Source organism: Streptomyces sp. HUAS 15-9 (genome assembly GCF_025642155.1).
Lineage (GTDB): Bacteria > Actinomycetota > Actinomycetes > Streptomycetales > Streptomycetaceae > Streptomyces.
Genome location: NZ_CP106798.1, coordinates 1,891,524 through 1,904,171, shown reverse-complemented (window position 1 = coordinate 1,904,171; position 12,648 = coordinate 1,891,524). Strand labels below are relative to the sequence as shown.

Here is a 12,648-nt window from a genome sequence, read left to right as displayed (position 1 = left end):
CCATCAAAGCACCGGCCGGCAGCGGGGGCCTCCTTACAGATACAGCCCCGCGTCCGCCCCGTCCCGCGCTCCCGGCACCGACGTCGGCGACGTGCCCCTGCGCAGTGCGTACAGCTCCGCGAGCGTCGCGCCCTCCCGGCCCACGCCGTCCTCCCGGCCCAGCCAGGCCACCGACTCCCGCCGGGTCAGCGGGCCCACCTCGATCCGGGCCAGACAGCGGCCGGGCCGGACCACGGCCGGGTGCAGGCGCTCCAGGTCCTCGTTGGTGGTCACCCCGACCAGCACATTGCGGCCCTGGCCCAGCAGGCCGTCGGTCAGGTTCAGCAGCCGCGACAGCGCCTGTCCCGCCGTGTGCTTGGCCTCGCCGCGGATCAGTTCGTCGCAGTCCTCCAGCAGAAGCAGCCGCCAGCGCCCCTTGCCCGCCGCGTCCTCCTCGCCGATCGCGATGTCCATCAGATAGCCGACGTCGGAGAACAGCCGCTCGGGGTCCAGCACACAGTCCACCTGGCACCAGTCCCGCCAGGAGCGGGCCAGCGTGCGCAGGGCCGAGGTCTTGCCGGTGCCCGGCGGGCCGTGCAGCAGCAGAAGGCGGCCCGCGATGTCCTCCGGGGTCGTCTTCATCAGGCGGTCCATGGCCTCCGCCACCGGCGCGGTGTAGTTGGCCCTGACCTCGTCCCAGGTGCCCGCGGAGATCTGGCGGGTCGTGCGGTGCGGGCCGCGCCTCGGGGACACGTACCAAAAGCCCATGGTCACGTTCTCCGGCTGCGGCTCGGGCTCGTCCGCAGCGCCGTCCGTGGCCTGGTCGACGACCTTCTTCGCCAGCTCGGCGCTGGTCGCGGTCACCGTGACGTCCGCGCCCCGGTTCCACCGGGAGACGAGCAGCGTCCAGCCGTCCCCCTCGGCCAGCGTCGCGCTGCGGTCGTCGTCACGGGCCACACGCAGCACCCGGGCGTCCTGCGGCAGCAGACTCGCGCCGGAGCGCACCCGGTCGATGTTGACCGCGTGCGAGTAGGGTTGCTCGCCCGTCGCGAAGCGGCCGAGGAACAGCGCGTCGACGACGTCGGACGGAGAGTCGGAGTCGTCGACGTTGAGCCGGATCGGCAGAGCGTCGTGTGGGTTCGCAGACATGCCGCCATGATCCGGCACCGACGCGCTCCGCGCACTGCATTTCCGCCGCTTGTTCCCGGTGTCCCCAACACCTCCCCCGTACACGAAATTCGCCATTACTGTTGTCCTTGATGGGACGTCATGGGTGGAATCCGGGGAATCGGCGGTGGCGGCTCACCGCCCTGCTCGGTGTGGGGATGGTCGCGCTGGCCCTCGTGGTGACCCTGATCAACACGCTCCCCGGCAAAGGCGCGAGCACCGCGGGCACCACCCGCGACGGCGACAAGGTGCACGGCACACCGGCCACCCCGCCCCACGTGACCGACCCGTATGTCGGCTGGGGCTTCACCCACACCCAGTACAGCGCCGACGAGGGCAGCGACTCCGCCACCCGGCGCGTCGAGGACCTGCTGGCCAAGAACGGCGGGCTGCCGCAGAACCAGCACATCATGGGCTGGGGCGCGGACAACCCCGAGCCGGTGAAGGGGCGCTACGACTTCGGCGCGCTGGACCGCCGTATCGACTTCATGCGCGCGTCCGGCGCCACCCCGGTCATCACGCTGTGCTGCTCCCCGGACTGGATGAAGGGCGGCAAGGCCGGCGTCGACAACACCGACTGGAGCCAGAGCGCCCTGGAGACGGCGCCGACCCCCGACCACTACCAGGACTTCGCCGACCTCGCCGCGACCGTCGCCCGGCGCTATCCGGACGTACGCCACTTCATCGTCTGGAACGAGTTCAAGGGCTTCTGGAACAACGGCAAGGGGCGCTGGGACCACGAGGGCTACACCACGATGTACAACCTCGTGTACAAGGCGCTGAAGAAGGTGAACAAGGACATCATGGTCGGCGGGCCGTACCTGGTCATGGACAGCGTCGACCCACGCCGGACACAGGACGCGTCCACGACCTTCCGGGGCGCCTGGGGAGCCATGGACCAGCGGGTCCTCGACGCCTTCGACTACTGGAACACGCACAAGGCCGGTGCGGACTTCGTGGTCGTCGACGGCTCCAGCTACACCAACGACGACGACATGCTGCCCGACGAGTTCGCCGCCACCGACAAACTCACGGCGGTGAGCGAGTGGGTGCGCAGGCAGACCCACGACCTGCCCCTGTGGTGGGCCGAGTACTACGTCGAGCCCGCCGACGGCAACGACGACCGCAAGGGCTGGTCCGAGCCCCACCGCGTCGCCGTCCAGGCCACGGCGATGATCGCCATGGTCAAGGGCGGCGCCGACTCCGGCTTCTACTGGAACCCGGAGGAGAAGAAGGGCACCGACTGCGCCGGCTGCCTGTGGACGCCGACCGACGGCGCGGACGGGGGCAAGCAACTGCCCATGTACGACCTGGTGTCGAGGTTCGGCAAGGCGTTCGGGCCCGGTACCCGGTACGAGACCGTGTCCGTCGCCAAGGACGACGTGCCCAATGTGCGCGTGCTGGCCAGTGACAAGGCCGTCCTCGTGGTGAACACGCTCGACCGGACGATCAGCGCCCAGGTCGACGGGAAACGGTTCGACATGCAGGCGTACGAGGTGAAGTGGCTCGCCCGCTAGCCCGGCGAGCCACTACAACCCTCACTTCATGGTCAGGAACCGCTGCACCAGCGAGGCCAGCAGGACTGTCAGCAGGGGCAGCGAGAACCAGAAACTGCTCTGTAGCCAGCGCAGTTGACGCACCCCGGGCCGCACCGCGACCCGGACCACCTCGCGCGCGGTGAGCAGCAGGAGCAGCGCGACCGCCGCGAGCCCGCCGACCACCGACCACGGCGTCCAGGTCACCTGCGGCCCGATGGGACCGGGCTCCGGCCGCGGCACCGTGCCCGCGGGCCGCTTGCGCATCACGTACATCGTGACGTCGTCGTTGGCGAGGACCTTCGTCAGCTCCTGCCGGTTGTCCAGGTTCTGGATCAGCCGGGTCTCCCAGGTCGCCGAGTAGCCCACGTCCATCTGGAGGTAGGTGATCTGGCTCCTGTTGAGCATCAGATACGAGTTCGGGCCCGCGTCCTTGAGTGCCTTGACCAGGCCCGACACCAGGACCGGGTCGGTCGGGGCCAGCGTCGGTACATAGTTGACCCGCTCCATGTCCCGCGCGCCCCACGGCATCGCCGGCGTCACGTTGTCGACCGTGTCGTTGCTCAGCCACAGCAGCCGCACGGTCGGCTTGTCATGGGCGTACACATAGTCCATGGCCGCGACCTCGCCCGGCCGGATCCGCTCGAACGGCTCGTTGCCCCAGCGGGCCACCAGGAAGCCGCCCATGAGCAGCAGCCCCGCCATGAGCGCGGCCAGCGGAGCCAGACTGATCCGGTCCTTGTCACGCTCCTTCGCGGTGACCCCGGTGCGCGGGAACAGGGCCAGCGCACCGAGCAGGGCCGCGCCCGGCAGCGCGAACATGAAGACGCGCAGCGCCATCTCGCCGCCGTACGACTGCATGCCGAAGCCCAGGAACGGGACGAAGGTGAGCACCAGCAGCGACCGCTCGCGGTACTTGTGGTCGCGCCGCCGCCACCAGCCCCAGCAGGCGAACGCCATCACCCCGCCGGCCAGCAGCACCCGGGTGTACAGGACCAGCTTGTGTGTCGAACTGCCGCCCTGGATACGGCCGGAGACCGAGGTCGACACATTGCTGCCGACCCCGCCGACCCCGCCGAACAGGTCGTTGAAGTGACCGGACCAGTACGGCTCCGCCATGAAGCCGAGCCACACCGCGGCCAGCACCCCGAACAGGATCGGCAGACCGCGCAGCTCCGACCTGCCGATCAGGACCAGCACCGCCAGCACGCCCAGCATCACGAACGGGGTGAGCTGGTGCGCCGGGACGCTCGCCGCGTACAGACCGATCAGCACCATGAGCAGCACGGCCCGCTGTCGCCGGTCCGCCGGCTCGACCTCGGCCTCACCCGGTCGGAACTTCGTCCAGATCACGCGCGGGGCGCGGAACCAGACGAGGAGGATCGCCACGAAGACGAGGTAGAGCAGATAGGTGAAGCCCTGCGGGGAGAAGTAGTCCTGGCCGACCCAGCCGCTGAGCACGAAGATCCAGATGCCGGTCCACCTGGCCCGCCAGCTCGCCCGCATATGGCGTACGAGTAGGAACATCGGTGCCAGATACGCGAGTTGGATGGCGGTCGGCCACCAGCGGATGATCTCCGTGAAGTCCGTGATCCCGCACGCCTTGGCGACGAACGCGGCCACCGCGAAGAAGCCCGGCCAGCTCCAGCGCGCGTCCAGGTCCGGTACGGCGGACCCGGTGCGGTCGATGTAGTCGATGAACCCGAGGTGCTGCCAGGCCGTCGCGAACCGCGGTTCCGTCTCGATGACGGCAGGCAGGGCGTGCAGTGACACCACCGTCGCAAGGAGGGTGACCAGCAGCAGCGCCCGGTGCTCGCGGCGCAGCCAGAGCAGTGAGGCGAACACCGCGATCAGCAGCGCCGCCCCGACCAGCGTGGGCAGCGGCAGTACGGAGATCAGCCCGAGCCCGCCCATCGCGTCCAGGTCGGACTCGCCGAGCCGCAGTGCAGGAACCCAGTACAGCAGGAGCGCGGCGAGCAGCAGACAGCCGAGAACGATGCCGGAGCGGGTGGGCGTCAGCCGGTCGCGCAGCGACCCAGTCGCTGTCTTGGGCGGGCCCTCGTCCGGTGGAGTCGCGATGTGCTCCGGTGCGTCGGGAGCCTCCGCTACGACGCCCTCCTCGAACGGCGCGTCGACCTCGGCCTCCTTCAGCAGCGAGGCCTCGGCCGGACCCAGCGAGGCCTCCGAGCCCGGCTCCCTCCCCCACTCTCGGATTCGCTCGAGCGGGGGGACCCCCATCTCCACAGGGAGTCCCACGGCGTCGGTCGGCCTCAGCCGCAGCGCCCACGTCGGCCGGTCGTCGGGATGCGGCACGGGCGTGCCCGTGGGCGGGGTGCCCGGACCGGGGCGCACGTCGGGCCGGCGCTCCAGATGGTCGAAGTCGACGTGGATGCCCAGCGCGAGGGTGTCGGAGTCCAGCGCCCAGGCCGGACCCCGCCTGCGCGGCTGGGCGGCGGCCGGGACCTCGGGCGCGCCCAGGTCGGCGAGGTCGCCGTCCGGTGCCGCGTCCTCGGGGATCTCGGCGGGCGCCGCCCGGAGCGTCTTCCACAGCCGGGGCGCGGCGATCGCCACGATCACCGCCAGGCTGGAGATCTCGGCCACGCCCGCGCCGGTCAGCCCCATGCGGGGGAGCAGCAGCAGGGTCAGACCGAGGACCAGGACGCACAGCAGCCCCTGCAGCCAGGCGAGTCCTGCGGTACGGCTCTGGGCGCGCAGCACGGCGAAGTACGTCTCCATGACCACCCGCAGCAGCGCGCCGACCGCGAACCAGCGCAGCAGCGGGGTCGCCGCGTCCGCGTAGCCCGTGCCGAACACGCCGAGGATCCACGGCGCCCCGACGAACAGCAGCCCGCAGATCGGCAGCATGATCCGGGCCATCCGCCGCAGCGCAGCCCGGGTGTTGGCGGCCAGCCGGGCGGGCTCGTGCGAGCCCTCGACGGTCAGGGACGCGCCCATGTTGATGGCGAGCAGATTGATCGTGCCGCCGATCGTGGTGGTGATGTAGAAGTACGCGTTGTCCTCGGAGCTGACCTGCGAGGCGATGATCACCGGGACGAGGTAGACCACGGCGAGGGAGAACAGCGAGCCGGTGTAGTCCCCGGCGAGGAATCTGCCGATCTCCCTCAGCGCGGGTGGACTCGTGTGCTCGGCGGTCGCCTTGACGTGCCGGGGCACCAGACGCCGGAACACCAGCCAGCCGAGCGGCACCGCCGAGGTGGCGATCGCGGCGACCCAGGAGACGAAGACACCGGTCGTGGGGATCGCCACCGCGAACGCGACCAGCAGGCCCAGTTTGACGGCCGAGAACACGGTGTTGCCGACCGGTACCCAGGGCGCGCTGCGCAGTCCGGTCAGCACGCCGTCCTGGAGGGTGAGCAGGTTCCAGGCGACGACGGCCACGACGAAGCCGAGCCCGTTGAGCGGCCCGTGCAGAAAGCGGTACGACGGACCCCACACGTCCAGAGTCATCAGGAAGACGCCCGCGCCCAGCGCCACGATCAGCGAACTGCCCGCGTACGTACGGAAGATCAGCCGTCCGGTACCGCGTCCGGCGACCGGTATGAAGCGGGCCAGGGCGCCGGTCAGGGTCACCGCGGTCAGGCCCGCGAGGAGCTTCATCGCGGCGATCGCGGCGGAACCCTGGCCGACCGCCGACTCGGAGTAGTAGCGGGCCGCGGCCAGCCAGAAGCCGAGCCCGAGGACGGCGGAGATGCCGGTGTTGAGCATCAGGGCGTAGGCGTTCCGGAACAGTGGGCTACCGCCGGGTGACAGGCCCCTTCCGGGCAGCCGGAGACGGCGCCCCGACTGCTCGGGCGCCTGTGTCCCGGGCGATGCGGCCTCGGTTGTGGTCGTCGTGTCAGACACGGGAACGGATGGCCTTCCGGCGGACCTGACGTGCTCTGCGGAGGACGGCGTACCCCTTGGTGAGGGCATGGTCCCTGGCGAAGTTGCGGCCGATCGAACGGCCTTCGACCAGCCGCTCGAACTCCTCGGCGGCGGTGCTGCGGCGCACGGTGACCCGCTGCAGGGCGTACGGCCCCTGGGCGCGGCGGGCCAGCCCGTTGCCGACGGCGAGCGCCTGCGCGAACCCGGCCTCCCGCACTGCCTGGCGCACCCGGCGGCTGGAGTAGCCGTAGGGGTAGGCGAACGACGCCGGCACGGTGCCGAGTTCGTCGGCGACGATCTCCTTGCAGCGGATCAGTTCCGAGCACAGGGTGTCGTCGTCGAGCTGGTCGAGCTGCGGGTGCGTATGGCTGTGCCCGCCGATCTCGACCCCGGTGCCCGCGAGCTCGCACACCTGGTGCCAGTCGAGCATGGTGTCCAGGCCGCCCCCGGTGTCGTACGCGCCCCTGATCCAGCCGGTCGAGACGAACAGCGTCGCCGTGAAGCCGTGCTTGGCGAGGACGGGTAGGGCGTGCCGGTGCACGCCCTCGTAGCCGTCGTCGAAGGTGATCAGCACCGGGCGCTCGGGCAGCGGGCCGCCCGAGCGCCAGCTCGCCGCCAACTCGGCCGTGCCGATGGGGGTGAGGTCCAGGTCGCCGATCAGGGCCATCTGCTCCGCGAACGCCTCCGGGGTGACCGACAGGGCGCGGGTGGCGTCGTTCGGCGCGGTCGCGACCGAGTGGTACATGAGAATCGGCACGCGGGTGTCGCTCATCCGGTCCCCCCTTCGATCTCCACGACGGAGAACGTGGTGTCGGCTGTGCGCGCCCGTACGCTCCCCACCACGTACCCGCCCGCCGCGGTGAGCACGCCGGCCACGATCGCCCCCGCCCGGCCCGCGCCCCCCGGCCGGGCCAGCAGTGCGTCCCGCAGGCCACGAGCGACCCCGGCGGGCAGCACACGCGTGGTGTACCGGCGTTCCGACTCGAGCCCCTTGTCCGCGCCCACGCTCCGGGCCACCAGGGCCTTCGACAGTCCCTCGGCGTAGGCGCGGGTGCGGAAGTACCGGAAGTGCTCGCGTGCTTGTGGCACCCGGTGGTGGATCACCGCCCGGTCGTCGATCAGCAGGATCGCGTCCGGCCGGGCGCGGGTGAGGCGGATGCACAGCTCCGTCTCCTCGCAGCCCAGCGGCCGTTTGTCGCCGTCGCGGCCGATACCGGTGGCGAAGCCGCCCGCCGCGTCGAACGCCGTACGACGGAAAGAAGCGTTTCCGCCCAGGACGTTGCGGACCCGGACCCGGCCCGGCGGCAGCCCCTTGTAGGTGCAGCCCACCACCCAGTCGAACTCCTCCGGGAACCAGGCGGGGCGGCGCCCCGACGCCCAGACCGGCATCGTGCGGCCGCCGACCGCCATCACCCGCGGGTCGGCGTACCCCTCGGCGAAGCGGCGCAGCCAGTCCCGCTCGGCCACGGCGTCGTCGTCGAGAAACGCGATCACCTCGCCGTACGAGGCGGCGATTCCGGTGTTGCGGCCCGCGGACAGGCCACGGGGACCCGCGTTGGCGAGCACCCGTACCTCGCCGGCCTCCTTGTACTCCTTGGTGAGCCGCTCCAGGAGCGCCCGGTTGTGGTCGACGACCAGCAGCGTCTCCAGGGCGGGCCTGGACTGCGCGCGCACCGAGGAGACCGCCGCGAGGATGTCCTCCCAGCGGTCCTCGGTGTACACGCAGATCACGACAGACATATCGGGGATGTCGGGATCGCTCAAGACAGCTCTCCCCGGCCTGTGTCCAGCATCGGAGACTGGTGCTCGCGGCGGCGCAGCGCACGCCGGTTGGAGCGCTCTCTCAGGATGACCTTGAGCACCCGGAACCCGTCCCGCACGGCCCGCAGATTGCTCGTGCCGTGGATGCGGAGATACTCGTGGCTGGGAATCTCCTGCACTTTCAGCCCGGCCTTGACCACCCGGATGTTCATCAGGGTCTCCACCTCGAAGCCCGTGCAGTCGAGGTCGATCTTGTCGAGGCAGTGCCGCCAGAACGCGTTGTATCCGTAGCAGAGATCGGTGTAGCGGGCGCCGAACTTGCGGTTGACGATGGTGCACAGCGCCCAGTTGCCGAGCTTGCGGATGAAGGTCATGTCGTCCGTGCCGCCGCCGTTGGCGAACCGCGAGCCCTTGGCGAAGTCGGCGCCCGAGACCAGGGCGGAGACATACGAGACGATCTCGTTGCCGTCGGCCGAGCCGTCCGCGTCGACCATCACGATGATGTCGCCGGTGCAGGCCTCGAACCCGGTGATCAGGGCATCCCCCTTGCCCTTGCCCTGCTGGTCGACGACCTTGACCTTCGGCCACAGTTCACGGGCCACTTCGACGGTGTCGTCCGTGGAATTGCCGTCCACGAGAACGACTTCGTGTATCCAGTCCGGAAGCGTCTTGAAGACGTACGGCAGATTCTCCGCCTCATTCATGGCGGGGATCACCACGCTCACCGGTGGCGCAATGGCCAGGTGAGAGGAGATCGGCCGGTATGTGCCCGTCAGTAACGGATCCTGGCCCGAAGTGGGCGGGCGCACAACAGAACTCATGAGTCTTGTCCCTCTCGTCCGGTGGACCGCCCGCCCCTGGGCGGCCCGGCTCTGTATCCGGTTCGAAAGGGGGGTTCTCACAGGCGGCACGGCGAACGGATCTCCGTGCACGCGGGTGAGCTGGCAAAGCTGGCCGGGCCGCCGGGGAAAAACAGCAGCCGGTCGCGCGGCACGACTCGGTCACCAATGCGGTCACCGAGCACGGCACCCCCCTACCGCGCCCCGCGCCGGAACGTCGCGGTCCTGAGCCCTCCCCTGGAGCCGCGTAGTGACGGACCGATGCGGGTGAGATGTACGACGGTATTGACGATTCAACCTGTATGGCAAGACCTGGAACGAGGTCTCACGTTTTTGTTGGTTTGGCCGTTGCACAACCTTGGTGGTCGCTGTTCAACGCCTCGAACGGACCTCTTTGATCCGCTTGAGAATTCGATCCGCCGGCCGCAGCACCACCACCCCCAGCAGCAGAAGAACGCTGAGCGCGGTCACGACGACGACACCCCCGCGGACCGACCACCGGTGCACGGCCAGCATGCCCTGTGCCACCAGCATGTTCACGACCACGGCCCCCGCCAATGACGCGAGCGTCCGGCCGAATGGATCCAGCCCGCGCAGTGCCGCCGCGATGGCGGCCGCCGGCGCCGCGAGCAGGAAGAACAGTGTGAACGGCCCGCGCAGCGGCGAGCCCACGTCGGCGAGCGCGAGCAGTGCGCCGGTCGCTCCGACGGCTGTCGCGGTCCCGGCGAGCAGCGGTGACAGGTCCCTCCCCGGTCCTGTCCGGGTCCGCTCGGTGCCGTCCGTTGAAGATGTCTTGATACGGATGGTCTGCATTGGCGACTTTGCCCCCCGACGCGCCGGATGCCGGACTTCAATGTCGCGCAGCCCCACGGCGCCCGTCAAGGGCGTTGCCCTTCAGCGGGGTCGGGTGATCTCGCGCGGCCCATGAGTGGTCGTAACTGATCTAGTTGAGGCCTCAAAAGTTTTGGCATGGACACTTCCCGTCAACGCGCGTAGTTGCTACGACAGTTGTGGCAGAGATCCTGCTAAAGGGAGGTTCCATGAGACGTTTCCGACTTACGGCATACGTGACCTCACTCCTCCTCGCCGCCGGCTTCGCCCTCACCGGGGCAGCGACGGCGCAGGCGTCCCCCCAACTCGCCGCGACCGGGGGCTATGTGGCGCTCGGTGACTCCTACTCCTCCGGAGTCGGAGCGGGCAGCTACATCAGTTCGAGTGGGAGCTGCGACCGCAGCACCAAGGCGTATCCGTACCTGTGGAACGCAGCCCACGCACCGTCGTCGTTCGCCTTCAACGCCTGCTCGGGCGCCCGGACGGACGACGTGCTCGCCAATCAGCTCGGCTCGCTCAACTCCTCGACCGCCCTCGTCTCCCTCACCATCGGCGGCAACGACGCAGGCTTCGCCGATGTCATGACGACCTGTGTGCTCAACTCCGACAGCACCTGCCTGTCCCGGATCAACACCGCGAAGGCCTACGTCGACACGACGCTCCCCGGCAAGCTCGACAACGTCTACAACGCGATCAGTGCCAGAGCCCCGTCCGCCCGCGTGGTCGTGCTCGGCTACCCCCGCTTCTACAAGCTGGGCACCTCCTGCATCGGCCTCTCCGAGACCAAACGCACCGCCATCAACAACGCGGCCGACTACCTGGACGCCGCGATCGCCAAGCGCGCCGCCGACCACGGCTTCGCGTTCGCCGACGTCCGCACCACCTTCAGCGGCCATGAGATCTGCTCCGGCAGCTCCTGGCTGCACAGCCTCGAATGGTTCGACATCGGCGTGTCGTACCACCCGACCGCCGCCGGCCAGTCGGGCGGCTATCTGCCCGTGCTGACCAGCGAGGCCTGACCCGTCACGGCGAGGCCGAAGGCGAGGAGGCCCCGTCCGTCGGGGTCTCCGTCGTCGCGCAGGTCACCGAGAACGGCACCGAGTTCGACGTCGTCCGCACCGGACCTCGCACCTCGACGCTGATCGCGTTCCGGATCGTCCCGCTCTCGGAGTATGTCGTCACAATCACCTTGTCCTGCTGTGACTTCCCGCCGCCCGAGGGGAACGACAGCGTCTTCCACCCCGGGTCGGAGACCGATCCGTCCTTCAGCACCCACCGGTACTCCACCCGCGCCGGCAGCCGGCCCACGGTGAACGTCGCCGTGAAGGCGGGCGCCTGCTCGCTCGGCGGCGGACAGGCCCCCGAGTAGTCCGTGTTCGCGCCGCTCACCGTCACGTTCACGGACTGGGCCGGCTGACTGCTGGGCGGGGTACTGCTCGGGGTGGGCGGCGGGGCACCCGTGTCCGAGTCGGTGGTGCTGCTCGGGGCGGGGGAGCTGAGATTGCTGCCCGACTGGCTGCTGCTCCCTCCGGCGTTCCCCTTGTCACCGCCGTTGTCGCGGTTGAGCAGCGCGTAAGTCAGCCCCGCCAGCGCCAGCACGATGGCGACCAGCCCCGCCACCAGGAAGACCGCGGCCCGCCGGTTGCGATCGGGCCGCGTGGCCGTGGTCGTCGCGCTCGGCACGGGCCGGGTCGGCACCGGCATCGGCGGCGTGGGGAACGGCTGTTGCGGCTGGGCCGCGACAGTCTGCGGGTACGACGATGCGGAGACCGTGTCGGCGCGCAGGGTGCCGCCCGCCGCGATCAGCCGCAGATCCCGCTCGGCGACGTCGGCCGGCAACCGGTCCGCCGGATCCTTGCGCAGCAGGCCCTCGATGACCGGGGCGAGCGGCCCCGCTCTCCGGGCCGGCGGCAGCTCCTCGTCGACGACGGCCCGCAGCGTGCTGAGCGGGGTGTCCTGGCGGAACGGCGAGATGCCCTCGACGGCCGCGTACAGCAGCACGCCGAGGGACCACAGATCGGACTCGGGACCGGGCGTACGGCCCAACGCCCGCTCCGGAGCCAGGAACTCGGGCGAGCCGATCACCTCGCCGGTCATGGTCAGCGCGGAGCTGCCCTCCACCGTGGCGATGCCGAAGTCGGTGAGCACCACGCGGCCGTCGTTCGCCAGCAGCACATTGCCCGGCTTCACATCCCGGTGCAGCACCCCGGCGTCGTGCGCGGCGCGCAGCGCGGCCAGCACCTCCGCGCCGATGTGTGCGGCACCCTGCGGGGACAGCGGGCCCTCGGCCTCCAACTGGTCGGCCAGAGACACCCCGCGGATCAGCTCCATGACGATCCAGGGCCGGCCGCCCTCCATCGCCACGTCGTACACCGTCACCACATTGCGGTTCGCGACCCTGGCCGCCGCCCACGCCTCGCGCTCCAGCCGGGCGTACATCCGCTCGACGTCCGGGCCGGGCAGCCCGGCCGGGGCCCGCACCTCCTTGACGGCGACCTCGCGGTACAGCACCTCGTCGCGGGCCCGCCACACCGTTCCCATACCGCCCTCGCCGAGCGGGGACAGGAGCCGGTAGCGGCCCGCGATGACACGTTCACTGCCCGGTTCTTCGGACACCGGCGCCCCCCACGGCATCTCGCGTGATATCTCCC

9 protein-coding genes are annotated in these 12,648 nt (G+C 70.3%); 2 read left to right on the top strand and 7 right to left on the bottom strand.

What is annotated here, in order from left to right; all coding sequences use genetic code 11:
* Positions 1–33 precede the first annotated feature (33 nt).
* Positions 34–1,128, bottom strand: coding sequence for a DUF5925 domain-containing protein (locus N8I87_RS08675; protein ID WP_263207050.1), 1,095 nt, complete (start codon positions 1,126–1,128; stop codon positions 34–36).
* A 110-nt stretch (positions 1,129–1,238) separates the two neighbouring features.
* Between N8I87_RS08675 and N8I87_RS08670 the strand changes: the two genes are divergently transcribed.
* On the top strand, positions 1,239–2,663 hold the full coding sequence (locus N8I87_RS08670) for a GH39 family glycosyl hydrolase (RefSeq protein WP_263207048.1): 1,425 nt from the start codon (positions 1,239–1,241) through the stop codon (positions 2,661–2,663).
* 21 nt (positions 2,664–2,684) lie between these two features.
* On the opposite strand, the gene N8I87_RS08665 is transcribed toward N8I87_RS08670, so the two are convergent.
* The 5 genes from N8I87_RS08665 to N8I87_RS08645 all read right to left on the bottom strand — a co-directional run bounded on the left by N8I87_RS08665 (position 2,685) and on the right by N8I87_RS08645 (position 10,048).
* Positions 2,685–6,545: a lipopolysaccharide biosynthesis protein gene (locus N8I87_RS08665; protein ID WP_263207047.1), complete on the bottom strand. Its 3,861-nt coding sequence runs from the start codon at positions 6,543–6,545 to the stop codon at positions 2,685–2,687.
* Complete coding sequence (locus N8I87_RS08660; protein ID WP_263207045.1) at positions 6,538–7,338, bottom strand: polysaccharide deacetylase family protein; 801 nt, start codon at positions 7,336–7,338, stop codon at positions 6,538–6,540. Before N8I87_RS08660 ends, N8I87_RS08665 begins: the two co-directional genes overlap by 8 nt.
* Positions 7,335–8,306, bottom strand: coding sequence for a glycosyltransferase family 2 protein (locus N8I87_RS08655; RefSeq protein ID WP_411577368.1), 972 nt, complete (start codon positions 8,304–8,306; stop codon positions 7,335–7,337). The genes N8I87_RS08660 and N8I87_RS08655 overlap by 4 nt, the downstream gene beginning before the upstream one ends.
* 20 nt (positions 8,307–8,326) lie before the next feature.
* Positions 8,327–9,148, bottom strand: coding sequence for a glycosyltransferase family 2 protein (locus N8I87_RS08650; RefSeq protein ID WP_263207041.1), 822 nt, complete (start codon positions 9,146–9,148; stop codon positions 8,327–8,329).
* Between the two features lie 390 nt (positions 9,149–9,538).
* Positions 9,539–10,048, bottom strand: a complete 510-nt coding sequence (locus N8I87_RS08645; RefSeq protein ID WP_411577207.1) for a hypothetical protein — start codon at positions 10,046–10,048, stop codon at positions 9,539–9,541.
* Between the two features lie 158 nt (positions 10,049–10,206).
* Here N8I87_RS08645 and N8I87_RS08640 point away from each other — a divergent pair, with 158 nt between their 5' ends.
* On the top strand, positions 10,207–11,016 hold the full coding sequence (locus N8I87_RS08640) for an SGNH/GDSL hydrolase family protein (protein WP_263207039.1): 810 nt from the start codon (positions 10,207–10,209) through the stop codon (positions 11,014–11,016).
* A 4-nt stretch (positions 11,017–11,020) separates the two neighbouring features.
* Here N8I87_RS08640 and N8I87_RS08635 read toward each other — a convergent pair whose 3' ends face one another.
* A complete protein-coding gene (locus N8I87_RS08635) occupies positions 11,021–12,631 on the bottom strand; it encodes a serine/threonine-protein kinase (RefSeq protein WP_263207037.1) in 1,611 nt (536 codons plus the stop codon).
* Between the last annotated feature and the right edge of the window lie 17 nt (positions 12,632–12,648).

Coding starts and splice junctions, on each gene's coding strand:
- N8I87_RS08675 (WP_263207050.1), bottom strand. CDS start 1,128: ATGTCTGCGAACCCACACGACGCTCTGCCGATCCGGCTCAACGTCGAC.
- N8I87_RS08670 (WP_263207048.1), top strand. CDS start 1,239: ATGGGACGTCATGGGTGGAATCCGGGGAATCGGCGGTGGCGGCTCACC.
- N8I87_RS08660 (WP_263207045.1), bottom strand. CDS start 7,338: ATGAGCGACACCCGCGTGCCGATTCTCATGTACCACTCGGTCGCGACC.
- N8I87_RS08655 (WP_411577368.1), bottom strand. CDS start 8,306: ATGTCTGTCGTGATCTGCGTGTACACCGAGGACCGCTGGGAGGACATC.
- N8I87_RS08650 (WP_263207041.1), bottom strand. CDS start 9,148: ATGAGTTCTGTTGTGCGCCCGCCCACTTCGGGCCAGGATCCGTTACTG.
- N8I87_RS08640 (WP_263207039.1), top strand. CDS start 10,207: ATGAGACGTTTCCGACTTACGGCATACGTGACCTCACTCCTCCTCGCC.
- N8I87_RS08635 (WP_263207037.1), bottom strand. CDS start 12,631: ATGCCGTGGGGGGCGCCGGTGTCCGAAGAACCGGGCAGTGAACGTGTC.